A 26,999-nucleotide genomic window follows, 5' to 3' on the forward strand; every position below is an offset into this window, starting at 1 on the left:
CGGCGAAGGTAAGTTGATGACTCATGATGAACCCTGTTCCATGGCTCCAGATGACAAACATGATCTCATATCAGGGACTTGTTCGCACCTTCCCTTGTCCAGCAATTTCTTCAAACAAGTTGTAAGGCTGGGACTGCAAGATCAACTGACTCGCAGTCTGATCAACTTCAATATGAAGAATGGATATGCTCCCGAGAGTGGATACTATGAATTCAGCGGCACAACCGAAATTCATATAAAGCCACGGGACTTCAGCGTATCCATCTTGTCTTCGGAGGGCGTCAGCAATCCTTACAGGGAGGGGCAGGTCGGAAAAGACATTCTGAGCTTCTCATACAATATCTCTGATAGCGGCCCCATCAGTGCCGATATGCTGGAAATTTCTATTTCACAGGACAGGGGGTCGCCTTATCGGGGATATTGCACTTTCTATCCGGCAGGCACCTTCGCACCTGAACAGGCCGTCCCCATCCCTACCAGGCTGGTATTCGATTCGGTGGCTCATGGAGCGGGTTCACGGCACGCCATTCGCTGCGATCGCACACCGGTGGATATTCGCACCCTCGGAATACAGGACAATCAACCACCACAGGAGTGGAATGATCCCGTCAACGGCCAGGGCATCACCCGGTTTTACAAGCTGGCGCTGGAATTCGACCTGACCGATCCCATGGTGCAGCGCACCATGGGCGACGAGATGTGGGAAGGCGAGGTGGAACAAAGCGGCACCATCACCATCAAGGGGACCTGGCGCTGACCATGGAGTACAACATGCATCGTCTACTTTGGCCCTTGCTGGGCGGCTTGCTGGCCTCACAGGCCGCCGCCCTCGACATCGGCGCCATGACTCTTGCCATGGCGCCAGAGCAGGAGTTCATTACCAGAACCCTGACCAATAACAGTGCTTCACCCAAGCTGTACGACATACAGATGGAAAAAATCAGCGACCCCACGGCCAGAGGCAGGACACTGCCCACCGTCCCCGGTGAGCTGCTGTTTGCCCCCAGGCGCTTCACCCTGCACGCCAGACATGCCCAGAACGTCAAGTTCTACTACAAGGGGCCCGCCGATGACCATGAGCGTTACTACCGCATCACCTTCACCGAGTCACCGGCAGCCCAGGTGGATGAAGGCAGCCAGACGCAGCACCGGGGAACCGTCGAGGTGAAACTGGCCCTGCAGTCCATCCTGGTGGTGCGCCCGCGTCAGTCACGTTTTGCATACCAGCTGGACCCGGTACAGAGCGCCATCACCAATACCGGCAACACCTATTTCGAGTTCATGGTGAAACGGGGCTGCCAGCAGGCGGACAGCGAGGCGGACAGCAAGTACCTGCTGCCCGGGGAGACCTACCACAATCCCGGGATCAATCAACCGGGCAACCAGAAGCTCATCGTCTACCAGTCCCGCTTCATCCCCGTGGGCAAGGATTGCTGGCCAGACTAGGTGCCCGACACGGGACGGTCAGCAATCCCCAGGGTCAGGAGGAGAGCGTCGCCAGCCTGGCCGCAAACCCCATGAAGAAGAGGCCGATAAGGCCGTTGCCAAGACGGGCCGCCGTCTGGCGCTGACGGAAAAAGCGGGCCATCAGGGTACCGCCGAAGATCAGCAGGGTCAGGTAGACGAAGCTCATCGCTTCCAGCATGCCAGCCAGCACCAGGTAGGAGATCCAGGTGTGGGCATAGCTGAAGTCGATGAACTGCACGAAGAAAGAGACGTAGAACAGGATCGCCTTGGGATTGGTGAGGCTCAGGGTGAGGGCCTTGGTAAAATAGCGCTCACCGGGATCCATCTCGGACGCCGGTCCCGCCTTTTTGGCGATGAAGTTCGCGTGCAGGATCTTCACCCCCAGATAAAGCAGGTAGATGGCGCCCAGATAGCGCACCAGGGTAAAGAGCAATGGGGTGGTGCGAATGAGGGACGCGATCCCCAGATAGGCGCAGAAAATGAGAATGGCATCGCCGACGAAGACGCCGAGAGCGGCGCGATAACCCGGGCCTATGCCGCGCACGGCACCGGTTCGCAGCACGTAGAGGGAGTTCGGGCCCGGGGCGATGATGATGAAGAAGAGACCGACCAGATAGGTCCAGACGTTGATGACACCCAGGCTTTCGAACATGTTCCCTCCATGGCGGGTGATGGGCCGGATAACGGCGGCAGGCCTTCTATACTAATCCGCCCTGCGCCAAGCACAAGATCTGACCAGCCATCCACACGCCGTCAGCATGAACGGCCTGCGCGCCACGCGAACGCAATCCGGGCGTTCGCCCACTTTGGTTATGTCCAGATGCGCCGGGATAGGGCATGGTAGAGGGAGTGATACCCCAGCCATGGACAAGACCTTGAGTACCGACACCCCGATCACCGCCCCGCCCGCGGTGGACAACCCGACTACCACCGCTTATCCGGTGATCGCCGCCATCAGCTTCTCGCACCTGTTGAACGACATGATGCAGTCGGTACTGCTGGCCATCTATCCCCTCCTGAAGCTGGGGCTCGATCTGTCGTTCACCCAGATAGGTCTCATCACCCTCACCTACCAGTTCACGGCCTCGCTGCTGCAACCCCTGATCGGCCTCTATACCGACCGCAGACCCATGCCCTACTCCCTGCCTCTGGGCATGGGCTTCACTCTGGTGGGGCTGCTCTACCTGTCGCAGGCAGGCAGCTTTGGCGCCGTGCTGTTGTCGGCCATGCTGATCGGCATGGGCTCCTCCGTCTTCCACCCGGAATCCTCCCGGGTCGCCCGCATGGCGGCCGGCAACCAGCCTGGTCTGGCCCAGTCTCTGTTCCAGATCGGCGGCAATCTGGGATCGGCCATCGGCCCCCTGCTCGCGGCGCTCATCATCGTGCCGAAGGGACAGGGCAGTGCGGCCTGGTTCTCGTTGTTCGCACTCATCGGGGTCATCCTGCTCAGCTTCGTCGGCCGCTGGTCCAGCCACCATGCCGCCAGCTTCCATCGGCGGATGAAGGCCCATGCCGGCACCGGCCTGAGCCGCCGCCAGATTGGCTGGTCACTGGCCATCCTCGGTCTGCTGATGTTCTCCAAGTTCTTCTACATGGCCAGCCTGAGCAGCTATTACACCTTCTACCTGATGGACAAGTTCCACCTGTCGCTGGAGAGCGCCCAGCTCTATCTGTTCGCCTTCCTGTTTGCCGTCGCGGCGGGGACAGTGCTCGGCGGGCCGCTCGGCGATCGCATCGGTCGCAAGCGGGTGATCTGGATCTCCATCCTCGGCGTCGCTCCCTTCACCCTGCTGCTGCCCCACGTCGACCTGTTCTGGACCTCGGTGCTGTCGATCGTCATCGGCTTCATCCTGGCGTCGGCCTTCTCCGCCATCCTGGTCTACGCCCAGGATCTGGTACCCGGCAAGGTCGGCACCATTTCCGGCCTCTTCTTCGGCTTCGCCTTCGGCATGGGAGGGATAGGGGCCGCCCTGCTGGGCAAATTGGCCGATGCCACCAGCATCGAAACCGTCTATCAGGTCTGCGCCTATCTGCCCCTTATTGGCCTGCTGACCGCCTTCCTGCCCAATATCAGGAGAGGCTAGAGGCCAAGCGGCAGCCAGCGACCGACCATAAAAAACGCGGCCTGAGCAGGCCGCGTCTGGTTCCATCACTCGGGCCGCCTGACACGGCCCGATCCGCTCGGACTCATCCGCTGAGCCTCTTTGTCAGCAGTACGGCCTCTCCCCCAGCCCGACGACCGGGCCCACTGGAAGTTGTCACCCGAGAGGCCGCTGACGGGACTATTCACAGCAAGGATGCGGCATCCCTCAGCAGTACTGGCCTGCCACCCAGCCCGACGACCAGGCCCACTGGAAGTTGTAACCACCGAGCCAGCCGGTCACATCGACCACTTCGCCGATGAAGTAGAGGCCGGGCACGGTGCGCGCCTCCATGGTCTTGGAGGAGAGCTCGTTGGTATCCACTCCCCCCAGGGTCACTTCGGCGGTGCGATACCCTTCGGTGCCGTTGGGCAGGATCTGCCAATCCCCCAGCAGGGTGGCCACCGCCTCCAGCTCCCGTTCGTTGTACTGGCGCATCGGCTTGCTCACCAGCCATCCCAGCTCCACCAGCTTGTCGACGAAGCGCTTGGGCAGCTCGCGCCCCAGCACGGTTTTCAGCTCCTGGGCAGGATGGGCCTGGGCCCAGGTCTTGAGGGTCTCTGGAATGTCGAGATCCGGCAGCAGGTTGATGTGAATCTTCTCCCCCGCCAGCCAAAAAGAGGAGATCTGCAGGATGGCGGGGCCGGAGAGGCCGCGATGGGTGAACAGCATGGCCTCCTTGAAGCGGGTGCCGTCCTCGGCGGTCACCGCCACCGGCAGGCTGACCCCCGCCAGATCGGCGAAGGCCTCCTTGTCGGCCTGATGCAGGGTAAAGGGCACCAGCCCGGCGCGAGTCGGCAGCACGGTGAGGCCGAACTGCTCCGCCAGCTTGAAGCCATAAGGGGTAGCACCGAGTTTCGGCATGGAGAGGCCGCCGGTGGCGACCACCAGCGACGAGCAGGCGATCTCCCCCTTGCTGGTGTCGAGCACGAAGCCTTCATCTGTCTTGCTGACGGTGAGGATCTCGGTCTGGAACTGCAGGGTCACGCCAGCCCAGTCGCACTCGGTCAGCAGGATGTCGACGATCTCCTTGGCGCTGTCGTCGCAGAAGAGCTGGCCCAGCGTCTTCTCGTGGTAGTTCAGGCCATGCCTGTCCACCAGATCGATGAAATCCTGCTGGGTATAGCGCGCCAGCGCCGATTTGCAGAAGTGGGGGTTGGCCGAAAGGAAGGCATGGGGACCCGCCTGATGATTGGTGAAGTTGCAGCGACCGCCGCCGCTGATGAGGATCTTGCGGCCCGGCTTCTTGGCGTTGTCGAGCACCAGCACGGAGCGACCCCGGTAGCCAGCCTGGGCCGCACACATCAATCCGGCCGCCCCGGCACCGATCACCACCACATCCACCTGTTTCATCGTCACTCACCCATCAAAAGAAAAACGGCCCCTTTACCTTAAAGGACCGTCATTGTACCCGGCAGACACCAGCACAGCGGTACAAGGACACCTGCAAATAGAAAACGGCCCCTTTACAAGGGGCCGTCATTGTACTGACTGAACACTAAGTGTCCACGACTATCAGGCGTTGCCGTCCATGATGCTGGCCGGGGCGCCCTTGGCCAGCTCGGCCAGCTCCTTGTCGATGAAATAGAGGCCCTTGCCATCCTCGCCCACCAGGCTCAGACGGTCGACGATGCTCTTGAACAGCTTCTCCTCTTCGTGCTGCTCGGCCACGTACCACTGCAGGAAGTTGAAGGTGGAGTAATCCTGGGTGGTGAAGGCGACGTGGGCCAGACCGTTGATGCACTTGGTGATGTGATACTCGTGCTCCAGGGTGGTGCGGAAGATGTCACCCAGGGACTTGAATTCGTGGGGAGGCGCTTCGATGGCCCCCAGCACCGGCATGGCGCCGGTCTCGCTCACGTAGGTGAACAGGCGCTCCATGTGCTGGCGCTCCTCGACCGCATGCTGGCGCAGGAAGGTGGCGGCCCCCTCGAAGCCCTTGTCCTCGCACCAGGCGCTCATCTGCAGGTAGAGGTTGGAGGAATAGAATTCAAGATTAATCTGCTCGTTCAACTTCTCGATCATGGCTTTGGCCAACATGATGATTCTCCACTGTGATTTGCCCACGATTGTCGCCACTGTTGCATCCTGACGCAACCAGAGACAACCGACGCACCCCGCAGTTGCGACGACTTTTCACCTCATCCTCTCCCCCATACGGTTATAGAGAAGCAAAGAAACATGGTGTAGGTGACATCAGCCATTATGATGGCGCCATTGGTCGGGGAAAGGATTCAATGAGATTCATAATGGCACTGGCGCTGCTCTGGATGACCCAGTTGCAGGCAGCTCCCTACTTGCTGAAAGAGGCTGAATTGCAGGCGGCGCGCGATCCCGTCGGCTATCTGCAGCGCCTCGACGCCAGTCCCCAGCAGGATATGGAACTGTTCTACGCCAGGTCCCTGGCCCAGGCAGCCCTTGGCCGCTATCCCCAGGCACAGCGCGACAATGCCCGCGCCCGCGGTCTGGCCAATGCCCAGCAGGAGACCCTTCGCCTGCTCGACTTCCGGTTGCAGCAGATTGCCCTGACCCTGGATGCCGATACGCCGGATCAGGCGCTCGAGCTGCTCACCCAGCTCTGGCCAGCGGTCCGGCATCACCCCAGGCAGGTCTCGGAGTGGCATGCCCTCAACGGGCTCGCCCTCTACCGTACCCAGCAGATGAAAGAGGCGATCCTCGAGCTCAAGACCGCCTATCACCTCAAGCAGAAAGAGCCGGGTTCCATCCTCTCCACCTTGCAGTGCGGCCGTCTGCTGATGACCCTCGGCAACCTCTATGCGGACCTCAATCTCTACCGTGAGGCCGAGACCTACTATCAGGATGCCCTCGGCCAGATGGTGCAGCTCAACGAACCCAACAGCCAGGCCATCATCCGGGCCAACATGGCCAGGCTCTACATCGACATGGGCCAGCCTGCCAGAGCCAGCCAGTTGCTCGATACCCTGCTGGCCACGCCGAGCCTGTCACCCCACTATCGCGCCATCGTCCTCGGCTACCAGGCCATGGTGTTCAACGCACGGGCGGACTGGCACGCCGCCTGGCGCAGCCTGGAGGAGGCACAAGCCATCTATGACAGGCTGGATAGCCCGCAGGCGGCCTCCCGTCTGACCGAGATCAGGGCAAGAACCCTGCTGGGTCGTGGCGAGAAGCAGCTGGCCCTGCAACTGCTGATGGAGCACACCGCCCCTCTCTCCATGGATGGTCGGGCGATGCAGGCCAGGTTACTGGCCGATCTGGGCCGCTACCCCGAGGCCTACGGGGCCATGACCCGCTACATGCAGTACTACAAGCAGCACTTCAACCAGACCCTGAGCCAGCACGCGGCCGCCTTCCAGGTCGAGATGGATCTGGCTCGCAGCGAGGCCAGCAATCGCGCGTTGCAGCAGGAGAACGAGAGCAAGCGCCAGCAACTGCTCTACCAGCAGAGTGCCCGCTACTACCAATTGCTGCTGCTGGTGCTGCTGGCCGTCGCCCTGATCCTGCTCGGGCTCACCACCCGCAGGCTCCACCGCAGCTCGCGCCACCTCTACAAGCTCGCCACCTTCGATCAGCTGACCGGGCTGCCCAACCGGCGCGCCCTGCTGGAGAGACTGGGTCAGCAATGGCTGCACGAAACGCCCCTGACCCTGCTCATCATCGACATCGATCACTTCAAGCAGATCAACGACAGGCACGGTCACCAGGCCGGGGACCAGGCCATCCGGCAGTTGGCCAGGGAGCTCAAGAGCTGGGCGCCGGACCAGCAGTTGATCGGGCGCTGGGGCGGGGAAGAATTTCTGGTGGCCATGACCCAGGACGGGGCCACCTGCTGGCGGCTGGCGGAGCAGCTGAGAAGCCGGATCGCCTACCTGGCCGCCCCCCACATGACCATCAGCATCGGGGTGGCGGAACGCTCGACGCAGGATGACAGCCTGAGCCAGCTCATCCATCGGGCCGACATGGCCATGTATCAGGCGAAGCGCCAGGGGCGCAACCAGACCGTGCTGGCCCAGTCTCTCCACCTTTCCCCTGAACTGGCCTGCAACGTCGCCTGATGCCCCCTCGTGCGGGTGTCAGGGCGTCAGCTCAGTGAGTGACGCCACGTTCACCGGCGCACCGTAATCCACCCCCGGCAGCTCAAAGCCGTTGAGCTGCATGAACTCCTGGCGCAACCCGGCAAAATCCCCCAGGATGCGGAAGTTCTCCGGCGTCACCTTGGGCCAGAGTGCCGAGACGGCGGCCTGCACCGCTGGCTCAAGCTCGTGGTCATCCATCCGGATCAGCCGGTTGCCATCGGCGACGACTCCTCTGGGCCCGTACATCTTGTCGGCAAACAGCCGCTGCATCTGCTCGATGCAGCCCTCGTGGACACCACGCTCCTTCATCACCCCCATCAACAGGCCCAGATAGACAGGCAGCACCGGAATAAACACGCTCGCCTTGGTCACCAGCGCCTTGCAGACCGACACCCAGGCATGACCGCCAATCCCGGCAAGTTGCAGGTTGATGGTCTCGGCGGTGGCGTGCAGGTGCTCCTTGGCATAGCCGATGGTGCCGTCCCGATAGAGGGGATAGGTGGACTCGGGGCCGATATAGGAGTAGGCAACGGTCCGGGCGCCGGGGGCCAGGCAATCCGCCTGCTGCAATGCCTGCATCCAGCGCTGCCAGTCCTCGCCCCCCATCACGGTGACGGTGTCGCGGATCTCCTCCGGGGTGGCTGGCACCAGCGACTGCTGCACCAGCGCATCGTGCTCCAGATCCAGCCCCCAGCCTTGCAGCGGCTGGCCTGTGGTCTTGAGCACCGAGCGTACCTGTGTGCCATCCGGCATCACCCTGACTCCGCTCGCCAGCGAATAGACCACCAGATCCACCTGCCCGAGTCGCTGGCGGATGACGTCGATGGCCTGCTGGCGCATGGTGTCGGAGAAGGCATCCCCGATCAGGTTGGCGGCGATGCGACCGGCTTGCTCCGCCGCCTGACGAAACCAGATGTTGTTGTACCAGCCAGCACTGCCGAGCCCCTTGTCGGAGGGACCCCGCTCGAACGAGACGCCCAGGGTATCGGCCCCGGCGCCGAAGGTGAGCGCGATCCGGGACGCCAGCCCGAAACCGGACGATGCCCCCAGCACCAGCACCCGTTTCGGCCCGTTGAACGGCCCCGCCGCCCGCACCTGTTCGATCTGTTGCAGCACGGCGGCGCGACAACCCATGGGGTGGCAATTGCGGGCAACACAACCCTGGATCTGGGGATGAATGATCATGAAGGACTCTCCGGTGCATCGGTGGGACATGAGAAACGGCCATGACAGCGTCACCCGGTTGCAGGTGAGGAGCCCTGGCCGTTTTGCCAAGGGAACTGGCTACAGCATAACCAAGGGGGGCGGGATTACCTTGATGTCGGACGGGATATGGGCTGGAAGAGGGCAGAAAAACAAAAGGGAGCGCGAGGCTCCCCAAAGCGGTATTCAGATGCTTTTTGTTGTTTTGTGTTCATTGCGAAGCACGGGCACATCCTATTCCCCCACCTTCCCGGGGGCAATAGCACGCCTGTGACCGGCGTCAAACTCCTGTTCAAAATATGCACTCCCCGGCCACCTGCACCTCTACGCCTTCCGGTTCGGGGTCAGGCAAATCCTGAAACTGTGGCGACGATGCCGTTTTAGTTTCAGCAGACATTGGTATAGTGGACCCAGGATCAGTGAGGAGAACTCCCATGAATGGAACCTATTACAAACACGTACTGGCCGCGATCGACCTGTCGGAAGACAACCGCAAGGTGATCGAGAAGGCGGTCGACCGGGCCCGCTCCAACGGCGCCAAGCTGTCGGTGATCCATGTGGATGTGGACCTCAAGGATCTCTACACCGAGATGATCGACATCGACATCGACAACGTGCAGGACCAGGTGATCGCCGAAGCGAAGGAGAAGCTGGAAGCCTTCCTCGCCTCGGTGGACTACCCCATCGAGAAGAAATTGGTGATCTGCGGCGATCTGAGCGAGCGGGTCAACCAGGCGGTCAAGGACTACCAGATCGACCTGCTGGTGTGCGGCCATCGCCAGAGCTTCTGGAGCCTGCTCACCTCGAGCGCACGCCAGCTGATGAATACCGTGCCCTGCGACATGCTGGTCGTGCCCTTGCAGAAGTGATCGAACTGGCGTAGTGTGATTTGCCATGAATATGACCTCATTCAATCACAACTACTGGTGGTGCTGCTTCTAAACAGGCGGCACTGCTTTTCTATGTAAAATTTCCCAAAGAAAACACCGTGACCGCCGAGAGGCGGTCATTGTTTTCATCCCTTTGTCGCCTCCCGGCTCACCCAACTGGAGAGAGTGACATGCACAACCCCGTGATCCTGACCGGCGACCGCCCCACCGGCAAACTGCACATCGGCCACTACGTCGGCTCCCTGCTCCAGCGCGTGGCCGCCCAGCACCATTACCGCCAGTTCGTCATGATCGCCGATCTGCAGGCGCTGACCGACAACGGCCACAACCCGGCCAAGGTGACCGATCACGTGCTGGAGGTAATGGCCGACTACCTGGCCGCCGGCCTCGACCCGGCCAAGACCACCTTCTGCCTGCAGAGCGCCCTGCCCGCCCTCGCCGAACTCACGACCTACTACCTCAACCTGGTCAGCGTCGCACGGCTGGAGCGCAACCCCACCGTCAAGGCCGAAATCCAGCAGAAAGGGTTCGAGCGCAGCCTGCCCGCCGGCTTCCTCGTCTATCCGGTCAGCCAGGCCGCCGACATCACCGCCTTTCGTGCCACTCACGTGCCGGTGGGCGAGGATCAGCTGCCCATGCTGGAGCAGACCAACGAGATAGTGCGCCGCTTCAACACCCTGGTGGGCAAAGAGGTGCTGACCGAGTGCCAGCCCATCCTGAGCGACACCGGCCGCCTGCCCGGCATCGACGGCAAGGCCAAGATGTCAAAGTCCCTTGGCAACACCATCGAACTCGGCATGTCGAGCGGCGAGATCAAGCAGGCGGTGTTCGCCATGTATACCGACCCCAATCACCTCAAGGTGAGCGATCCGGGTCAGGTGGAGGGCAATACGGTGTTCGCCTATCTGGATGCCTTCCACCCCGACAAGGCACTGGTGGCCGAGATGAAGGCCCATTACCAGCGCGGTGGTCTGGGGGACATGCGCTGCAAGCAGGTACTCAACGACTGCCTGCAGACCCTGCTCGCTCCGATGCGGGAGCGGCGCGAGGCAGCCATCGCCGACAAGCGCCAGCTGCTGCGCCTGTTGCAGCAGGGCACCGAGCAGGCCCGGGCCCTCACCGACGAGGTGCTGGCCGAGGTGAAGGGTGCGATGGGGCTGGACTACTTCTCCGGATTGGCGTGATCTGCCCCCTGCGGCGCGGGATGGCCGAGCGCATCCGCGCCGTAGCGCTCCCTCGCCAGCCGGTGCAACAACCCCTTGAACCAACCGATCGCCTCGTCATGGGCACTGAGCGGGTGGCCCGCCATCAGGTAGACGATGGGGATGGCGGGTTCCAGCTGGTGCAGGCGCAACGGATAGTGGCGACAGAAGTGGCGCCCGATCATCTCGGGCACCACCACCAGGTAGCGGCCGGTCGCCATCAGCGGCGGTACCGCCATAAAGCTCGGCAGCCTGACCCCCAGCTCCCGCTCTACCCCGAAACGGGCCAGCCAGAGATCCACCATGGCCTGGCTGTGGCCCCAGCTGGAGGTGTGGATATGGGGGCGGCTGACCAGTTCTCCCGGCCCCAGCATGTCGGGCAGAGCGCTGCCGAGGGGCGACAAACAGACCAGCGGATTGCTGAACCACTCCTCGCGCCACAACCGGGGCGAGAGATGGTTGGCACCGGCAAACCCGATCACCAGATCCAGTTCCCCCTTCTCCAGCTCCCGCTCGTAGTCGCTGTCCGCCAGCTCGCACACTTCCAGTCGGCAATGGGGAGCCTGCTGCACCATCCACTCCACCAGCACCGGCACCAGGCCGTGCTCCACCGAGCCCGGGGTGGCGATGCGAAAGATCCGCCGGGCACTTGCCGGGTCGAATCCCTTGGCCTGACGCAGCCCCTGCTCCAGCATGGCCAGCGCCTGGCGCACCGGGCTCGCCAGCGCCTTGGCCCGTTCGGTCGGCATCATCTCGCGCCGACTCATCACGAACAGGGGGTCGTCAAGCGCCGTTCGCAGCCGCCCCAGCGCATGGCTGACGGTGGACTGGGAGAGGTGCAGCCGTTCGGCGGCACGGGTGACGTTGCGCTCCTGCATCAGCATGTCGAACACGGTGAGCAGGTTGAGGTCGAGGCGGGAGAGGGGCAGTTCCATCGATATTGGCCATAGTTGAATGACGACAATTCATTTTTGGCATAGTAGCAGATTGCATAGAATGCGCAGGCGAATTACATCGGAGATTCAAATGCGTAGCTATCTGTTGTTGCTGGCGATCGGCCTGTTGTGGGGCTCCCAGTTCATTTTCATGCACCAGGCCGTGGCTGAACTGCCCCCCATCATGGTGGCCGCCGGACGCGCCCTGTGCGGCAGCCTGACCCTGGGTCTGCTCTGCCTGTTCATGCGCCTCAAGAGTGAACACACACCCTGGCGAACCTATATGCTGATCGCCCTGCTCGACGCCACCATCCCCTTCATCATGGTGGCCTGGGGACAACAGTATGTGGACAGCGCCATCGCGGCCGTGGTCATGGGTTGTATCCCCTTTGTGACCATTCTGGCGGCTCCCTTGTTTATTTCTGGTGAAAGAATCACCAAGGGCGGCCTCGTCTCCGTGATCATCGGCTTCGTCGGCGTGCTGGTACTGTTCTGGCCCAAGCTGACCAGCGGCATGAATGCCGGCCTGCTCGGTGCCATGGCCATCCTGTTCGGTGCCAGCTGCTTCGCCATCGGCCTGCTGATGATCAAGCGCTTCGCCAAGGACCATCCTGTGGTCGTGGCCCGCAACATCCTGATCTCCTCGGCCATCCAGCTGCTGCTGGCCGCGCCCTTCGTGGCCGACCTGAGCACCCTCACCCTGCCGAGCCAGCAGGCCATGGGCGCCGTCGCCATGCTGGGGATCTTCTGTACCGGCCTGGTCTACTTCCTCTACATGGCGCTGATCCAGAAGGCGGGCCCGACCTTCGCCTCCTTCAGCAACTACCTGGTGCCGCTGTTCGGCGTCATGCTGGGAGCCCTGTTCCTCGGCGAGCAGATCCAGTCCACCACGGGCGTGGCGCTGGCCCTGATCCTGGGTTCGGTCGCCCTCAACCAGTGGGCACAGCAGCGCCGCCAACAGCGGGAGGCTGCCCTATGTCAGGCATCCTGACCACCCTCTGCGGCGGTCTGGTACTGATAGCCGGCTGGCAGTATCGCCACCGGCTGGCCGGGGTGCTGGGTCTGCTGATGGTGCTGCTGCCCTGGTTCTTCGACAGCAAGCTGCAAGCCATGCTGAACTATGCACTGAATGCCTGAAGACCCTCTCTGCGTGTGTGACGAGAGTGTATCTCTCCTGTTTTTGGGACCGTTTTAACAAAACCTCCGATTTGTCCCCTCTACCGGCGCCCTGCGCCGGTTTTTTTATCTCTGCGCCTCTGGTCCGTAGCGATAACTCAACCGCTCGTTCTTGCGCGGCCCCGTTATCTGCCAGGCGAGCAGGAAACCCTCGCCGGTTTCGGTCAGCTCGGCGCTGTAGTGATCCTGCCCGCACAGGTGAGGCTCGGCCGTGACCCAGTGCCCGTCCCCCCGGGGCAACAGCTCGAACAGCATCACCGGCTGCTCGTAGCGCAGGTGGGAGAGCATGATCCCCCGTGCGGTGCGCTGCCACCAGAAGCGGTTGTGCATGGTCAGCTCCCGGCCATGGGGCGTGGTGTAGCGACCCGTCTCGGCATACAGCCACCCCCCATGGTGATCGGTCACCACCACGGCACCCTCCCCGCGACCGCACCAGTCGGTGGCGGATCCGACCCCGTTGCTCGCCTCGAAGGCAAATGCTCCGATCTGTGACAACCCTTCCCATAAACGCTGGATCGCGCCTTCCAACTCGGCCATCATAGCGCCCTCCAAATTGACAACTGACGACAATTCAATCACATGAACTACTTGATAGGGGTTACCCTGCTCTGGTCCTTCTCCTTCAGCCTGATCGGGGTCTACCTTGCCGGTCAGGTGGATGCCTACTTCTCGGTACTGACCCGCATCGTGCTCGCCAGCCTGGTGTTTCTGCCCTTCCTGCGCCGTCGCTGGCTGCGCCCCGATCTGGTGGCCAAGCTGATGGCCCTCGGTGCCATCCAGCTCGGCATCATGTATCTCTTCTACTACCACTCCTTCTTGCTCTTGACGGTACCGGAAGTGCTGGTGTTCACCATCTTCACCCCCATCTATGTCACCCTGATCCACGACCTGCTGGAAGGGCGCTTCAAGCCTGTCTATCTGTGGGGGGCCCTGCTGGCGGTGCTGGGGGCGGCCGTCATCCGTTTCGACGGCCTGACCGAAAACTATGTACTGGGATTCCTGGTGGTGCAGGGCGCCAACGTCTGCTTCGCTCTGGGCCAGGTAGGCTACAAGGTGCTGCTGGCCCGGGAGGCTGAGCAGCCGCCCCAGCTGGCGGTGTTCGGCTGCTTCTATCTGGGCGCCCTGGTGATCGCCCTGCCCGCCTGGTGGCTGCTGGGCAAACCTCAATATCCCGCCAGCTCCCTGCAATGGGGCATCCTCTTCTGGCTGGGGGTCGGGGCATCCGGGCTCGGCTACTTCCTGTGGAACAAGGGGGCGACCCTGGTCAGCAGCGGCGTGCTGGCCATCATGAACAACGCCTTGATCCCCGCGGGTCTGCTGGTCAATCTGGTGCTCTGGGGAAAGGATACCGACCTGCTCAGGCTCGGTCTGGGCGCCCTGCTGATGCTGGCTTCTCTCTGGGTCTGCCAGCGTCAGCAGGTCAGTGAGCGCTGACTGAAAACCATTGACGCTGATGGGTCCATCGGCGTCAATGGGTACGCGGACAGTGACTGGCCGTCAGCCGACCACGGCGTTGTGTTCCCGCTTCGCCTGACCGTGGCAGGAGGCCAACCGGGCCAGCAGGTGATCGAGCTGCTCGGCACTCTGGCTCTGCACCAGGCCGATGCTCACGGTCACCGGACGCTGGGGCAGCAGGCTGGCGTCGGCGATCTCGAGACGCAGCCGCTCGGCAATCTCCAGGCCACTCAGCCGATCGGTCTGGGAGAGCATCAGGATGAAGCCGTCTTCGTCCCAACGGGCGAAGGGATCTTCCCGGCGCAGCTCGCGGCGCACGATGCGGGCCAGCTTGGCCAGCATGGCGTCGCAGGCCGCCTCCCCGAACAACTGCAGGATCTTGCTGCGGTGATCCACGCTGAACTGCAGCAGACAGAAACTGCCGCTTTCGCTGGCCAGCCGTTCATCCAGCAACAGCTCGAAGTGGCTGCGGCTCTCGAGGCCGGTGAGGGGATCCGTGTCGTGGCGATCCTCCAGGGGCGCCATGGCGGCATCCAGATGGCGAACCACCCCCAGCAGTTGACCCCCTTCGTCGCGACGGACCCGCTCCTCCAGCCGGATGTAATGGCCCTGATGGTGCAGGATGCGGTACTCGAGTCGAAGCCCGTTACTGCGCCCATGCTGGCAGGCCTCCAGGGCCTCTGCCAGACGGGGAGCATCATCCGGATGTACCCGATCCAGCCAGCCGAGATCCCCCAACTCGCCCCCCTCCAGACCCAGCAGTTGCAGACAGGAAGGGTCCCGCCTCAGACCCTGCCCGGCCGACCAGGTCCAGATCCCGGCCTCCAACATCGCCATGGCCTGTGCCATCAGCGTCACCTCAAGGGGAGTGGTGACCTCAACCCCGGGAGTCTCATACCTTTCCATCACGCGCCTCGAAACCGGATCTGAATATCTGTCCAAGCAATCACACTCAATAAGTAACATTGGTGCTGGCGCCGAGCAACCGCGCCAGCATCGCTGGCCTCGCACCTCTCGCCCCCGGTGGTCCACCATCAGGGCCTGCCAGCCTCCAGCTACGAAGTGGAACCCGACGTCACGCCACCTTGCCCTGATAGCCTGCCATCAGGGCCTGCCAGTTCTCCGGCACGAAGTGGAAGCTGGTGTGCAGTTGCGACTCCTTGTTGAAGGAGCGCAGCAACCGCTCCAGGTTGGCCTGCTGCCAGTTGCCGGGGGAGCGGATGGCTCCTTTGTCGAAGTCGATCACCCACACCTTGCCCTCCTTGTCGAGCAGCAGGTTGTGGCTGTTGAGATCCGCATGATAGACCCCTGCATCGTGCAACTGGCGCACCGTTTTGCCTATCTTGTGCCACACCTCACCGGCGATCGGCCCCTGCTTGAGCAGGGCCACCAGATCCTTGGCGCCGCGAATGCGCTCGATCAGGATGTCGGCCCGATAGAAGGGCCCCTGCTTGACCATGCGGGCCGCAAAGGGGCGCGGCACCGGCAGCCCCTGTTCACTCAGGGTCGCCAGCAGACGATATTCAGCCATGGCCCGGCTGCTCTCCACCCCTTCAAACCAGAACCGGTCACGCACCAGCTTGCCCACCATGCCGCCACGGTAGTAGTGACGCAGCACCAAGTGACGGGACTCATCCTTCACGAACCAGGTCACCCCGCGGCCGATGGAAGAGCCCACCACCTGGCGATGGGTCTGCCACCAGACAGGATCGAACAAGGCAGGGGAAGGATCGCGGAAGACTCCGTCGGCATACCAGCAGACCTGGTTGTGGGTGGTGTGTGTCAGCATGATGAGAATTCCGGTCGATAGTGGGGGCAGGGCATCCATTCAGAAAGCCGTGCCGGTCGGGCAACCGGCGCAATTTTACAATCCACAGGGGAGTTTGCATAATGCCATCCATCCATTTTGCCATCGTTGCGCCACATCATGCCGCTGTTCCAAACGCCGCCCTCCTCCATCTGCATCCTGCGGCTCTCCGCCATCGGAGATTGCTGCCACGCGCTGGCGCTGGTGCGCGTCATCCAGCGGGAGTGGCCCCAGACCCGCATCACCTGGATCACCGGCAAGATTGAGGCGACCCTGTTCGCCGATCTGCCGGGGGTCGAGGTCATTCCCTTCGACAAGAGCAAGGGGTGGCGCGGCTATCGCGATCTCTGGCAGACCCTCAAGGGGCGCAGGTTCGATGCCCTGCTCCACCTGCAGGCCGCCATGCGCGCCAGCATCGCCACCCTCGGCATCAAGGCCAAGGTCAAACTCGGGTTTGATCGGGAGCGCGCCAGCGACGGTCAGTGGTTGTTCACCAACCATCGGGTCCCCTCACCCGCCTCCCCCCACGTGCTGGACGGCTTTCTCGCCTTCGCCAAAGAGCTCGGGATAAAGGATCTGACCCCGGACTGGCAACTGCCCATCAGCGCCGAGCACCAGGCCTGGGCGAAGGAGAAAATTGGCGGCAAGCCGACCCTGCTCATCTGCGCCGCTGCCAGCAAGGCATTCAAGAATTGGACTGCCGCCGGCTATGCCGCGCTGGCGGATCACGCCGCAGACAAGGGCTTTCAGGTCTATCTGTGCGGCGGACCGGCCAAGCTGGAGCGGGATCTCGCCGCCGAGATCCAGCGCCTCAGCCAGAGCAAGCCGGCAGATTTGGTGGGGCAGACCAGCCTCAAGCAATTGCTGGCGCTGATTGGCGAGGCGAGCCTGGTGCTGGCCCCGGATACCGGCCCTGCCCACATGGCCACCCTGGTGGGAACACCCGTGATCGGCCTCTACGCCCACCACAACCCCGCCCGTACCGGCCCCTATCTGTGCCGGGATTATCTGGTCAGCGTCTATCAGGAACTGATTGAGCAGGAGACCGGCAAGCCGCTGGCCGAGCTCGGCTGGCGCACCCGCCTCAAGGATCCGGACGCCATGGCCAAGATAAGCCGCGAGCGGGTCATCGCCGCCTTCGACCGCCTCTGTACCGACAAGCATCTTCTACCGACCCAGGGCAACTCGGAAATTCCGAGCCCTGGCGCAGGGATAATCTGATGGCCCGGCCCCGGCTCCGTGGGCAGAATGGCCCTCTATGCGGGTAACGCCCGCACAGCAAGCTACGGATATTTTGATCGGCTGGAATATGATTCCGGCCGTTTTTTTATCCGCCCCCATCTGCTAACATTCGCCGCCTTTACATCCTCCTGACTCTGATTCCTCCGCGCATTGCGAGCAACCGTCTCCCTTATCGGGCACAAGACGGCGGCCTCTGCTACAACCAAAGCGCGGATCATCGCTTAAAGGTACAGACATGGCGCAACAAGGCACTCTCTATATCATCTCTTCCCCGAGCGGGGCCGGTAAGTCCAGCCTGCTCAATGCCTTGCTGACCCAGCACAACGCCGCCGGCAAGATGCAGCTGTCGGTCTCCCATACCACCCGCGCCACCCGTCCCGGTGAAGAGCACGGGGTGCACTACCACTTCGTCAAGGTGGAAGAGTTCAAGGCGCTGATCGAGCGCGGTGACTTTCTGGAGTGGGCAGAAGTCTTCGGCAACTACTACGGCACTTCCCGCGCCGCCATCGAGGCCTGTCTGGCGCAGGGCATCGACGTCTTCCTCGACATCGACTGGCAGGGTGCCCGCCAGATCCGCGAACAGATGCCGACCAAGTCCATCTTCATCCTGCCTCCCAGCCGCGAGGAGCTGGAGCGCCGCCTGATCGGCCGCGGCCAGGACAGCGCCGAGGTGATCAAGGGCCGGATGGAGAAAGCCATTGCCGAAATGGTGCACTATGACGAGTATGACTATGTCATCATCAATGAAGACTTTGAGCTGGCACTGTTCCAACTCAGGGCCGTCATCGAGTGCCAGCGCCTGGAAATGCGTCAGCAACAGCAGGCCCAGCAAAACTTGCTGAAACAGCTACTGGCAGAGTAAGCCAAAAACAAGTAAACTTTTGCGTCATTTTTAAACACTGCTTTTTCAATCACAGAAAGCCCAAACACTGGAGTCCCGCATGGCCCGCGTTACTGTAGAAGATGCTGTAAAACAGGTAGGTAACCGTTTTGACCTGGTGCTGGTCGCCGCGCGCCGCGCTCGTCAAATCGCGGTACAAGGCAAGGATCCCCTGGTCGACGAAGAGAACGACAAGCCGACCGTGATCGCCCTGCGCGAGATCGAACTGGGTCTGGTCAACAACCAGGTGATGGATACTCAGGACCGCTACGAGCAGCAAGAGCAGGAAGCCGCCGAGCTGGCTGCCGTTGCTGCCATCGCAGAAGGTCGCGGCTAAGTCAGTCGCTTCCCATAGTCGGCGCCCGCCCGGGTGCCGGCTGTTCTCCCCATTTACAACCGCTCGAAAACCTCGCAAACTCGAGGGCATACCCTCAATTTCACGGATTGCCGTTTAACCGCTGCGGGGACTGTCTTGTATTTATTTGAAAATCTTAAAGAAATAGCCAGTTCCTACCTGCCACCCGAGCAGGTTGAGAAGCTCAGGCAAGCCTATGTGGTAGCCCGCGATGCTCACCAGGGACAGATGCGTTCCAGTGGTGAACCCTACATCACTCATCCCGTTGCCGTGGCCCGCATCCTGGGCGACATGCGCCTCGATCACGAGACCCTGATGGCTGCCGTGCTGCACGACGTCATCGAAGATACCCCTGTCACCAAGGACGATCTTGCCGAGCAGTTTGGCAACGCCGTCGCCGAGCTGGTCTCCGGTGTCTCCAAGCTCGACAAGCTGAAGTTCCGCGATCGCAAGGAAGCGCAGGTCGAGAACTTCCGCAAGATGATGATGGCCATGACCCAGGACATCCGGGTCATCCTCATCAAGCTGGCCGACCGCACTCACAACATGCGTACCCTCGGCTCCTTGCGACCGGACAAGCGCCGCCGCATCGCCCGGGAAACCCTCGAGATTTTCGCCCCCATCGCCAACCGCCTCGGTATTCACACCATGAAGAACGAGCTGGAAGAGCTCGGTTTCGAGGCGCTCTACCCCATGCGCTCCCGGGTACTGCGGGAATCGGTGCGCCGCGCCCGTGGCAACCGGCGCGAGATCATCGACTCCATCCAGAGCGAGATTGAGGGACGTCTGCGGGAAGCCGGTATCGATGCCCAGGTAAGTGGACGCGAGAAGAACCTGTTCTCCATCTACAACAAGATGGAGAAGAAAGAACTGCAATTCCACGAAGTGATGGATATCTATGCTTTCAGAGTGAGAGTGAAAGACATAGACACCTGCTACCGGGTGCTTGGGCAGATGCACAGCCTCTACAAGCCGCGCCCCGGTCGCTTCAAGGACTACATCGCCATCCCCAAGACCAACGGCTACCAGTCCCTGCACACCTCCCTGGTGGGCCCCCACGGGGTACCGGTGGAGGTGCAGATCCGCACCGAGTTCATGGACCAGATGGCCGACAAGGGCGTCGCCGCCCACTGGGCCTACAAGCAGGATGGGGACAGCTCGGGCACCACGGCCCAGATCCGCGCCCAGCGCTGGATGCAGAGCCTGCTGGAGCTGCAACAGAGCGCCGGCAGCTCCTTCGAGTTCATCGAGGGAGTCAAGACCGACCTCTTCCCCGACGAGATCTACGTCTTCACACCGGAGGGCCGCATCATGGAGCTGCCCGCCGGCGCCACCCCGGTGGACTTCGCCTACACGGTGCACACAGACATCGGTCATGCCTGTGTCGGTTCCCGGGTCGACCGCCACCCCTATCCGCTGAGCAGCCCGCTGCACTCCGGTCAGACGGTGGAGATCATCACGGCCCCCGGCGCCCGCCCGAACGCGGCCTGGCTCAACTTCGTGGTGACCACCAAGGCGCGCTCCAAGATACGTCAGTTCCTCAAGAACCTGCGCACCGAAGAGTCCGTGGTGCTGGGCCGCCGCCTGCTCAACCATGCCCTCGGCGCCAAGAACATCGAAGACATCCCGGAAGCCCGCGTCAAGCAGGTGCTGGCCGATACCAAACACGAGAACCTGCAGGGGCTGCTGGCCGACGTGGGCCTTGGCAACGCCATGAGCGTCATGGTGGCACGCCGCATGCTGGGAGATGAACTGCCGCTGGAAGAGCAGCCCAAATCCACCAGCAAGAAGATGCCGATCAAGGGGGCCGACGGCATGCTGGTCACCTTCGCCAACTGCTGCCGCCCCATCCCGGGGGACGCCATCATTGCCCACATCAGCCCGGGCAAGGGACTGGTGATCCACCAGGAGTCCTGCCGCAACATCAAGGGCTACAGCCGCGAACCGGACAAATACCTGCCGGTGCAGTGGGAGGTGGACAAGGAGCAGGAGCAGGAATTCCGCACCGGCATCAGCATCGAGATCGTCAACCACCAGGGCGCCCTGGCGGAGCTGGCCAACGTGATTGCCGCCACCGGCGCCAACATCCACGCCATCAGCACCGAGGAGAAGGATGGCCGGGTCTATGTGGTCACCCTGCTCATCACCACCAAGAGCCGGATCCACCTCGCCAACATCATGCGCAAGATCCGGGTCATGCCCAACGTGCTCAGGGTGAGCCGACAGAAAAACTGAACACAGGCGGCGCAAGCCGCCTGCTGCTTTTCAAGAGATACCCAGGGCCCCATGCCGCAGGCCACCAGCCTTGTTGCATGCACCGGCCTCACGACATAGAAACCGACATGACTCCTGAACGCTTCAAACGCATTTCCGACATGCTGGCCATGCGCCAGCTCGACCTGACCGTCTGCATGGAAGAGGTTCATAAACCTCACAACCTGGCCGCCATCGTGCGCACCGCCGATGCCATCGGCATCCACCGGGTGCACGCGGTCTGGCCCAAGAGCTGGATCCACAAGCGCAAGGGCACTGCCCGCGGCAGCCAGAACTGGGTGGACGTGAAGCTGCACCCGGACATCGGCAGCGCGGTGGCCGAACTCAAGGCCTCCGGCATGCAGATCCTGGCGACCCACCTCTCCGACAGCTCCGTGGACTTTCGTGCCATCGACTACACCAGACCCACCGCCATCCTGGTGGGCCAGGAGAAGCACGGCATCGGCGAAGAGGCGCTGGCCCTGGCCGATCACCATATCGTCATCCCCATGGTAGGCATGGTGCAGTCCCTCAACGTCTCGGTGGCCGCCGCCGCCATCCTTTACGAGGCCCAGCGCCAGCGCGAACTGGCCGGCTGTTATCAGCGCGGCTGTCCACTCAGCCTGGAAGAGCAGAACACCATCTTGTTCGAGGGGGGCTATCCCGTCTATGCCCAGCTCTGCAAGGAGAAAGAGATGCACTACCCCCAGCTCGGTCCGGCCGGCGAGATCCTGGCGGACGAACGCTGGTGGCAGCAGATGCAGCTGACCCGCAAAGGATGGGCCGCCCAACAATCGGATGATCCTTCGGAAGAGTACACTGATGAAGCTTAACCACCTGCCCCTGCTGGCCCTGACCCTGTTTTCTGCCGGAGCCCTTGCCGTGAGCAATCCTTACCAGCTGACCACTGAAGCCGACATCCCCGCCCTCTATCAGCAGACCCTGCCCGATTTCTGGCGCCAGCATGCCGTCGAGGGGGAGTTCAAGGGCAAGGACGGGGTCACCCTCCGCTATGCCGCCCTGCGCCAGCCCAAGATCGATCGCGCCATCCTCATCGTCAACGGCCGGGTCGAGAGCTACCTCAAGTATCAGGAGCTGGCCTGGGATCTCTGGCGTCAGGGTTACAGCCTCTACCTCATCGATCATCGCGGCCAGGGAATGTCAGACCGCATGCTGGCCGACAAGGAGAAGGGGTATGTCGACCAGTTCGACGACTATGTCGCCGATCTCAAACAGTTTCATGACGAAGTGATCGCCCAGGACCAACCCGCCAAGCTGTTCCTGCTGGCCCACTCCATGGGGGGGGCCATCTCGGCCCGCTATCTGGAACGCTGGCCGAACGACATCCAGGCGGCGGTGCTCTCCTCCCCCATGATGGGCATCAACCTCGGCGGCCTGCCCAAGTGGCTGGCCAAGGGGTTGGCGGCCACCATCGGCACGGTCGGCGGCTGGGTGGGCGAGCCCCCCTACGGCCCGGGTCAGGGATCCTATGAGGATCACGGCTTTGCCGACAACGAGCTGACCCACAGCACGGCGCGTTATCAGGCCTTCCGCCAGATCTACGAACAGCATCCCCAGGTCAGGCTGGGGGGCGCCACCGCCCACTGGATCCATCAGGCCATCACAGGATCGGACGCGGCCGTGGCCGACGCCGGCGCCATCAAGACGCCGCTGCTGCTGCTGCAGGCTGGCGAGGACAGCGTGGTGGACAACGCCGCCCAGGAGGCCTTCTGCGCCAAGGCCCAATGTGAAGGGAGCAAGCCGCTGCGTATCGAAGGGGCCTGGCACGAGCTCTTCATCGAGGCGGATCCCCAGCGCCACGCCGCGCTCAATGCAACCCTGGCCTTCTTCGCGCGCTACTGACGCGACCAGAAGGGGCTGGTTATTTTTTGGATCCCTAAATAAATGGGGTGACGGCAGACGCTGGGGTACACTCCCCCGGCGTTCAATTGAAGTCGAGGTAATGATGTTCAAGGTAGTTGTGTCCGATCTCGATGGTACCCTGCTCAACGGGCAGCACCAGATCTCCTCCCGCACCCGGGATACCCTGCACCGCCTGGTCGACCAGGGCGTCAAGTTCGTGGTCGCCACCGGCCGTCACCATGTGGATGTGCGCAGCATCCGCGATGCACTGGGGCTGGATATCTACCTCATTACCTCCAACGGCGCCGTGGTACACGACAAGCAGGATCAACTGGTCTACAACCAGGCGCTACCGAGCACGGTGGCGGCCGAGCTGATCGCCATGGAACGCGACCCGTCCATCCACATCAACGTCTACTACGGCGACGAGTGGCTGGTGGAAGAGGAGCTGCCCTGGTTGCTGAAGTTCCATCACGACTCCGGCTTCAGCTACCGTCTGGCGGATCTCGCCAGCCACCCGAAGGACAGGGTCAACAAGGTGTTCTACATCGGCGACCACGACAAGCTGCTGAAGATAGAGGCGCACCTCAACCAGCAATATGGTGATCGACTCAACGTCACCTTCTCCCTGCCTGACTGCCTCGAGGTGATGCATGCCGGTGTGCACAAGGGTAATGCCGTGCGCGCCGTGCTGGAGCAGCACGGCCTGGAGATGTCCCAGGCCGTGGCCTTCGGCGATGGCATGAACGACTTCGAGATGCTGAGCATGGTGGGCCGTGGCGTGGTCATGGGCAACGCCCACGATCGCCTCAAACTGGCCCTGCCAGAGCACGAACAGACCCTCACTTCCGATGAAGATGGCGTTGCCGTCTATCTGGAGAAACTGTTCGCCTCCCAGACCCGCTGATACGGTACCCCCGTCGCGGATCGAAAAAGGGTGGCCACATGGGCCACCCTTTTTGCTTCTCGCCCTCTTGTCACCACACCAGAGCCGGGTGCATCAGACGGTTCAACAGCGTGCCGGAGGGCGTCCACTCAAAGCTCTGGTTGGCGCCGCCATAGCATTCGGCGAGGCGCAGGGGGACGGCCGGCTTGTGACGGCGACCCGCCACATCCAGGCACAGCGACACCTGCCGATTGAACAGACGATCCCCCTGCCACTGCCATTGATGGCTCTCCTCCCGGCACGCCTCCATCCCCAGACCATCCTCCCCTTTGGCGACCAGGCAATCCCCGGCCAGTTGCAGGGCACCGACATCCCAGCTGAATGATTGGTTCGATTGCTGATCACAGGGCTGAGTCAGCAGACGGCCCTGCTCGCTCAGGGTCACGCAGAAGCCACCACTGGTCACCAAGGTGGCCTCGAGTTCGGCCTTTGGCTTGGGGGCGGCGCCCATCAGAAGATCTTCCGGTTTTGGCTGCAGGGCGCAGCCGCCCAGCAGCAGTGCGGCCATGGCCAGCACGGAGAGTTGAAGAGAAGTGATATGGTGATGCATAGGCCTTGTATCTGGTCCGTGCCCGAGCGTCCCCTGTCTCGCGGCTCCGGGCCCCAGCATAGCGAACTCGTGGCGAACAGGCGCCTGAAGAAGTGTAAAAAGACGTGACAGGAAAAAGCGAAAGAGAAATGCCAAAAAGCAAAAACCCCGCCTGAGCGGGGTTTTCAAATGTGGTCGGTGATAAAGGATTCGAACCTTTGACCCTCTGGTCCCAAACCAGATGCGCTACCGGGCTGCGCTAATCACCGAGGGGTATTCTAAAAACACAAAGATGACCATCTGGTCATCCTCGTCATACAGCAAGTATGGTGCGAAGAGAGGGACTCGAACCCTCACACCCGGGGGGCACTAACACCTGAAGCTAGCGCGTCTACCAATTCCGCCACCTTCGCGTACCTGACAAGCTGTAAAATGGGGTGGCTGATGGGGCTCGAACCCACGACAACCGGAATCACAATCCGGGACTCTACCAACTGAGCTACAGCCACCACAGCTGTTTTCGTTCTTCAACACGCCCGTTTAACCGGCGCACTTTTGATGGTGCGCCCGACAGGATTCGAACCTGTGACCTCTGCCTCCGGAGGGCAGCGCTCTATCCAGCTGAGCTACGGGCGCTACGCTGTCGAACGGGGCGCATTATTGATGATGATGCCGACCTTGTCTACTCTTTTTTTGACACAAAGAATCAAGTGCCTGTTTTTCAATCACTTCCGACCCTTTTCAACTATTTTTGTTTTGTTCAGGCTGGATCCAGCAATTCCCCACTACTTTTTGAATCCCTCACCCCATAGGGTCAGAGATGATGGGCAATGCTTGACTTGCCTTTGCGCCCACCTAGAATGAATGAACGTTCATTCAGTCGTTGACCTCTGATAACCATGGATAAGAAAGAACGCATTTTCGAAGCAGCTCACGAGATCCTCGGCGAGCAGGGCTTCTACGGCCTTTCCATTGCCGTGGTCGCCAAGAAAGCCAAGGTGGCGGCAGGCACCATCTATCGCTATTTCAGCGACAAGGATGACCTGATCCGCCAGCTCTATCAGCACACTATCCTCAAGTGTCATCCCCTGGTCATGGAAGGTGTGCAGATAGAAGAGGTGTCCTATAAGCAGTATCGACGCCTCTGGCTCAACATCGATGCCATCTTCACCAGCTACCCCAATGCACTCAAGTGCAAATTGCAGTACGAAAGTTCTCCATTGGGGGCTGAATTGGAGCAGGATCCGGTCATAATGGCGACGTGGGCGCCACTTGAGCGCTTCTTTGAGCAAGGACGCCAACAGGGACTCTTCATCGATCTCCCCATTCTGGTGTTGCAAGCATTGAGTCTGGATTGCGTGGCCAACCTGGCACAGCAGCGCCGGGTTCACGATTTCGAATTGACGCAGGAACAGCTGGAGACGGTCATCCGGGCCAGCTGGAATGCCATTTTAAACCCTAATGTTTCCATCACAGGAGCCTGTTCATGAAAAAGTGGATGGCCATCATGTTGCTGATAGCACTCGCCCTGTTTGGCAGTGTCATCGGCTTCAATATGTTCAAGCAGAAGAAGATTGCAGAGTTCATGGCCAATCGGCCCGAGCCCGAGTTCCCGGTCACCGCCATGGTCACCAAGGCGCAGGACTGGGTCCCCACCATTGAAGCCATCGGTTTCATCGAGCCGAACCAGGGGGTCACCCTCTCCAGCGAGCTGTCAGGCACCATCGACAGCATCCGGTTCGAATCCGGGGCACATGTCAAAGCGGATCAACTGCTGCTGAGCCTGGACTCCAGTGTGGAAAAAGCCAATCTGAACTCTTCCCAGGCCAGGCTGCCGGCAGCCAGGGCCAAGTTCGAGCGCTACAAGAACCTCTATCAGAAGAACTCCATCTCCCGGGACCAGCTGGATGATGCCGAGGCAAGCTACCGCTCCCTCGAGGCGGACATAGACAGTCTGAAGGCCACCATCGCCCGTCGTGAGGTGCGTGCCCCCTTCAGCGGCGCCGTGGGCCTGCGCAACGTCTTCCTCGGCCAGTATCTGGAGCCCGGTACCGAGATCGTGCGCCTGGAAGACACCAGCGTGATGCGCCTGCGCTTCACCGTGCCCCAGACCGACATCTCCAAAATCACCCTGGGACAGACCATCAAGATCAACGTGGATGCCTATCCCCAGACCCAGTTTGACGGCCAGATCACGGCCATCGAGCCCGCGGTCAACTATCAGAGCGGCCTGATCCAGGTGCAGGCAGACATTCCGAACAACGACGGCCAGCTCCGTTCCGGCATGTTCGCCCGCGCCAGCATCATACTGCCCACGGTGAAAGACCAGATCGTGATCCCGCAGTCCGCCATCTCCTTCACCCTCTATGGCGAGAACGTCTACGTCATTCACGAGGCTGACGGCGTGAAACGCGCCAAGCAGGTGGTGGTCAAGGCAGGTGAGCGTCGTGGCAACGATGTCCATGTGCTGTCCGGCATCAAGGCTGGCGATCAAATCGTGCTGTCGGGTCAGGTTCGCCTGAGCAACGATACCAAGGTGCACGTGGTCGAGAACGATGCCCTTGCCGTTCCGGCACAAACCCCGATGCTGTAAGCGCGGA

26 protein-coding genes, 4 tRNA genes and 1 pseudogene are annotated in these 26,999 nt (G+C 61.7%); 18 read left to right on the forward strand and 13 right to left on the reverse strand.

From position 1 onward, the window contains the following. Positions 1-757: pseudogene (locus AB5Y54_RS01190) on the forward strand (hypothetical protein); the annotation flags it as partial. A 14-nt stretch (positions 758-771) separates the two neighbouring features. Further along, positions 772-1,446: a fimbria/pilus periplasmic chaperone gene (locus AB5Y54_RS01195; RefSeq protein WP_233759738.1), complete on the forward strand. Its 675-nt coding sequence runs from the start codon at positions 772-774 to the stop codon at positions 1,444-1,446. A 34-nt stretch (positions 1,447-1,480) separates the two neighbouring features. On the opposite strand, the gene leuE is transcribed toward AB5Y54_RS01195, so the two are convergent. Further along, a complete protein-coding gene (leuE, locus tag AB5Y54_RS01200; protein ID WP_010672336.1) occupies positions 1,481-2,119 on the reverse strand; it encodes a leucine efflux protein LeuE in 639 nt (212 codons plus the stop codon). A gap of 211 nt (positions 2,120-2,330) precedes the next feature. Here leuE and AB5Y54_RS01205 point away from each other — a divergent pair, with 211 nt between their 5' ends. Further along, positions 2,331-3,551, forward strand: a complete 1,221-nt coding sequence (locus AB5Y54_RS01205; protein ID WP_053287976.1) for an MFS transporter — start codon at positions 2,331-2,333, stop codon at positions 3,549-3,551. Positions 3,552-3,776: 225 nt separating this feature from the next. Here the strand turns inward: AB5Y54_RS01205 and AB5Y54_RS01210 are convergent, their stop codons facing one another. Further along, positions 3,777-4,961, reverse strand: coding sequence for an NAD(P)/FAD-dependent oxidoreductase (locus AB5Y54_RS01210; protein WP_368153124.1), 1,185 nt, complete (start codon positions 4,959-4,961; stop codon positions 3,777-3,779). A gap of 162 nt (positions 4,962-5,123) precedes the next feature. Next, on the reverse strand, positions 5,124-5,648 hold the full coding sequence (gene ftnA, locus AB5Y54_RS01215) for a non-heme ferritin (protein WP_010672333.1): 525 nt from the start codon (positions 5,646-5,648) through the stop codon (positions 5,124-5,126). Between the two features lie 209 nt (positions 5,649-5,857). On the opposite strand from ftnA, the gene AB5Y54_RS01220 reads away from it, so the two are divergent. Beyond that, positions 5,858-7,642 (forward strand): diguanylate cyclase, encoded by a 1,785-nt coding sequence (locus AB5Y54_RS01220; RefSeq protein WP_368153142.1) that lies wholly within the window; start codon positions 5,858-5,860, stop codon positions 7,640-7,642. Between the two features lie 18 nt (positions 7,643-7,660). On the opposite strand, the gene fabV is transcribed toward AB5Y54_RS01220, so the two are convergent. Then, positions 7,661-8,848: an enoyl-ACP reductase FabV gene (fabV, locus tag AB5Y54_RS01225; RefSeq protein ID WP_368153125.1), complete on the reverse strand. Its 1,188-nt coding sequence runs from the start codon at positions 8,846-8,848 to the stop codon at positions 7,661-7,663. Between the two features lie 452 nt (positions 8,849-9,300). Between fabV and AB5Y54_RS01230 the strand changes: the two genes are divergently transcribed. Continuing rightward, complete coding sequence (locus AB5Y54_RS01230; protein WP_010672329.1) at positions 9,301-9,735, forward strand: universal stress protein; 435 nt, start codon at positions 9,301-9,303, stop codon at positions 9,733-9,735. Positions 9,736-9,926: 191 nt separating this feature from the next. Then, complete coding sequence (gene trpS / locus AB5Y54_RS01235; RefSeq protein WP_053287972.1) at positions 9,927-10,940, forward strand: tryptophan--tRNA ligase; 1,014 nt, start codon at positions 9,927-9,929, stop codon at positions 10,938-10,940. On the opposite strand, the gene AB5Y54_RS01240 is transcribed toward trpS, so the two are convergent. Continuing rightward, complete coding sequence (locus AB5Y54_RS01240) at positions 10,919-11,893, reverse strand: LysR family transcriptional regulator (protein ID WP_039040672.1); 975 nt, start codon at positions 11,891-11,893, stop codon at positions 10,919-10,921. The two genes, trpS and AB5Y54_RS01240, sit on opposite strands and share 22 nt — an antisense overlap. 91 nt (positions 11,894-11,984) lie before the next feature. On the opposite strand from AB5Y54_RS01240, the gene AB5Y54_RS01245 reads away from it, so the two are divergent. Continuing rightward, positions 11,985-12,884: a DMT family transporter gene (locus AB5Y54_RS01245; RefSeq protein WP_042882104.1), complete on the forward strand. Its 900-nt coding sequence runs from the start codon at positions 11,985-11,987 to the stop codon at positions 12,882-12,884. Further along, positions 12,869-13,030 carry a hypothetical protein gene (locus AB5Y54_RS01250; protein WP_010672325.1) on the forward strand — a complete coding sequence of 54 codons (162 nt, stop codon included), beginning with the start codon at positions 12,869-12,871 and terminating at the stop codon, positions 13,028-13,030. Before AB5Y54_RS01245 ends, AB5Y54_RS01250 begins: the two co-directional genes overlap by 16 nt. 105 nt (positions 13,031-13,135) lie before the next feature. Here the strand turns inward: AB5Y54_RS01250 and AB5Y54_RS01255 are convergent, their stop codons facing one another. Next, positions 13,136-13,606 (reverse strand): DUF6314 family protein, encoded by a 471-nt coding sequence (locus AB5Y54_RS01255; RefSeq protein WP_039040696.1) that lies wholly within the window; start codon positions 13,604-13,606, stop codon positions 13,136-13,138. A gap of 42 nt (positions 13,607-13,648) precedes the next feature. On the opposite strand from AB5Y54_RS01255, the gene AB5Y54_RS01260 reads away from it, so the two are divergent. Continuing rightward, positions 13,649-14,503, forward strand: coding sequence for a carboxylate/amino acid/amine transporter (locus tag AB5Y54_RS01260; RefSeq protein ID WP_053287971.1), 855 nt, complete (start codon positions 13,649-13,651; stop codon positions 14,501-14,503). 63 nt (positions 14,504-14,566) lie between these two features. On the opposite strand, the gene AB5Y54_RS01265 is transcribed toward AB5Y54_RS01260, so the two are convergent. Together AB5Y54_RS01265 and AB5Y54_RS01270 are read right to left on the reverse strand one after the other, a co-directional pair. After that, positions 14,567-15,430, reverse strand: coding sequence for a sensor domain-containing diguanylate cyclase (locus AB5Y54_RS01265; protein ID WP_053287970.1), 864 nt, complete (start codon positions 15,428-15,430; stop codon positions 14,567-14,569). A gap of 169 nt (positions 15,431-15,599) precedes the next feature. Then, complete coding sequence (locus AB5Y54_RS01270; RefSeq protein WP_010672321.1) at positions 15,600-16,313, reverse strand: 3-deoxy-D-manno-octulosonic acid kinase; 714 nt, start codon at positions 16,311-16,313, stop codon at positions 15,600-15,602. Positions 16,314-16,451: 138 nt separating this feature from the next. On the opposite strand from AB5Y54_RS01270, the gene AB5Y54_RS01275 reads away from it, so the two are divergent. From AB5Y54_RS01275 to AB5Y54_RS01305, 7 genes are all read left to right on the forward strand, one after another. Continuing rightward, positions 16,452-17,552: a glycosyltransferase family 9 protein gene (locus tag AB5Y54_RS01275; RefSeq protein ID WP_102949269.1), complete on the forward strand. Its 1,101-nt coding sequence runs from the start codon at positions 16,452-16,454 to the stop codon at positions 17,550-17,552. 256 nt (positions 17,553-17,808) lie between these two features. Further along, positions 17,809-18,435: a guanylate kinase gene (gene gmk / locus AB5Y54_RS01280; protein WP_039040668.1), complete on the forward strand. Its 627-nt coding sequence runs from the start codon at positions 17,809-17,811 to the stop codon at positions 18,433-18,435. 79 nt (positions 18,436-18,514) lie between these two features. Then, positions 18,515-18,790, forward strand: a complete 276-nt coding sequence (gene rpoZ, locus AB5Y54_RS01285) for a DNA-directed RNA polymerase subunit omega (protein WP_005307060.1) — start codon at positions 18,515-18,517, stop codon at positions 18,788-18,790. A 135-nt stretch (positions 18,791-18,925) separates the two neighbouring features. Next, entirely contained in the window at positions 18,926-21,043 is a 2,118-nt protein-coding gene (gene spoT, locus AB5Y54_RS01290) for a bifunctional GTP diphosphokinase/guanosine-3',5'-bis pyrophosphate 3'-pyrophosphohydrolase (protein ID WP_053287968.1), read from the forward strand. 107 nt (positions 21,044-21,150) lie between these two features. After that, the gene (gene trmH / locus AB5Y54_RS01295) at positions 21,151-21,894 is read left to right on the forward strand and encodes a tRNA (guanosine(18)-2'-O)-methyltransferase TrmH (protein ID WP_053287967.1); all 744 of its coding nucleotides are present in this window, start codon (positions 21,151-21,153) and stop codon (positions 21,892-21,894) included. Then, complete coding sequence (locus AB5Y54_RS01300; protein ID WP_368153126.1) at positions 21,884-22,924, forward strand: alpha/beta fold hydrolase; 1,041 nt, start codon at positions 21,884-21,886, stop codon at positions 22,922-22,924. Before trmH ends, AB5Y54_RS01300 begins: the two co-directional genes overlap by 11 nt. Positions 22,925-23,027: 103 nt before the next feature. Continuing rightward, a complete protein-coding gene (locus AB5Y54_RS01305) occupies positions 23,028-23,831 on the forward strand; it encodes a Cof-type HAD-IIB family hydrolase (protein WP_049637091.1) in 804 nt (267 codons plus the stop codon). Between the two features lie 70 nt (positions 23,832-23,901). Here the strand turns inward: AB5Y54_RS01305 and AB5Y54_RS01310 are convergent, their stop codons facing one another. The 5 genes from AB5Y54_RS01310 to AB5Y54_RS01330 all read right to left on the reverse strand — a co-directional run bounded on the left by AB5Y54_RS01310 (position 23,902) and on the right by AB5Y54_RS01330 (position 25,035). Continuing rightward, positions 23,902-24,420 (reverse strand): ricin-type beta-trefoil lectin domain protein, encoded by a 519-nt coding sequence (locus AB5Y54_RS01310; protein WP_053287965.1) that lies wholly within the window; start codon positions 24,418-24,420, stop codon positions 23,902-23,904. 171 nt (positions 24,421-24,591) lie between these two features. After that, positions 24,592-24,668, reverse strand: a tRNA-Pro gene (locus AB5Y54_RS01315). A 58-nt stretch (positions 24,669-24,726) separates the two neighbouring features. After that, a tRNA-Leu gene (locus tag AB5Y54_RS01320) sits at positions 24,727-24,812 on the reverse strand. 20 nt (positions 24,813-24,832) lie between these two features. Then, a tRNA-His gene (locus AB5Y54_RS01325) sits at positions 24,833-24,908 on the reverse strand. Positions 24,909-24,958: 50 nt separating this feature from the next. Then, a tRNA-Arg gene (locus AB5Y54_RS01330) sits at positions 24,959-25,035 on the reverse strand. A gap of 263 nt (positions 25,036-25,298) precedes the next feature. On the opposite strand from AB5Y54_RS01330, the gene AB5Y54_RS01335 reads away from it, so the two are divergent. Both AB5Y54_RS01335 and AB5Y54_RS01340 read left to right on the forward strand, forming a co-directional pair. Beyond that, on the forward strand, positions 25,299-25,889 hold the full coding sequence (locus AB5Y54_RS01335) for a TetR/AcrR family transcriptional regulator (RefSeq protein WP_128296627.1): 591 nt from the start codon (positions 25,299-25,301) through the stop codon (positions 25,887-25,889). Continuing rightward, complete coding sequence (locus AB5Y54_RS01340; protein WP_041212081.1) at positions 25,886-26,992, forward strand: efflux RND transporter periplasmic adaptor subunit; 1,107 nt, start codon at positions 25,886-25,888, stop codon at positions 26,990-26,992. The genes AB5Y54_RS01335 and AB5Y54_RS01340 overlap by 4 nt, the downstream gene beginning before the upstream one ends. Positions 26,993-26,999: the final 7 nt, after the last annotated feature.

Origin of the sequence: Aeromonas sp. s9 (assembly GCF_040907765.1) — a bacterium.
Classification (GTDB): domain Bacteria; phylum Pseudomonadota; class Gammaproteobacteria; order Enterobacterales; family Aeromonadaceae; genus Aeromonas; species Aeromonas caviae.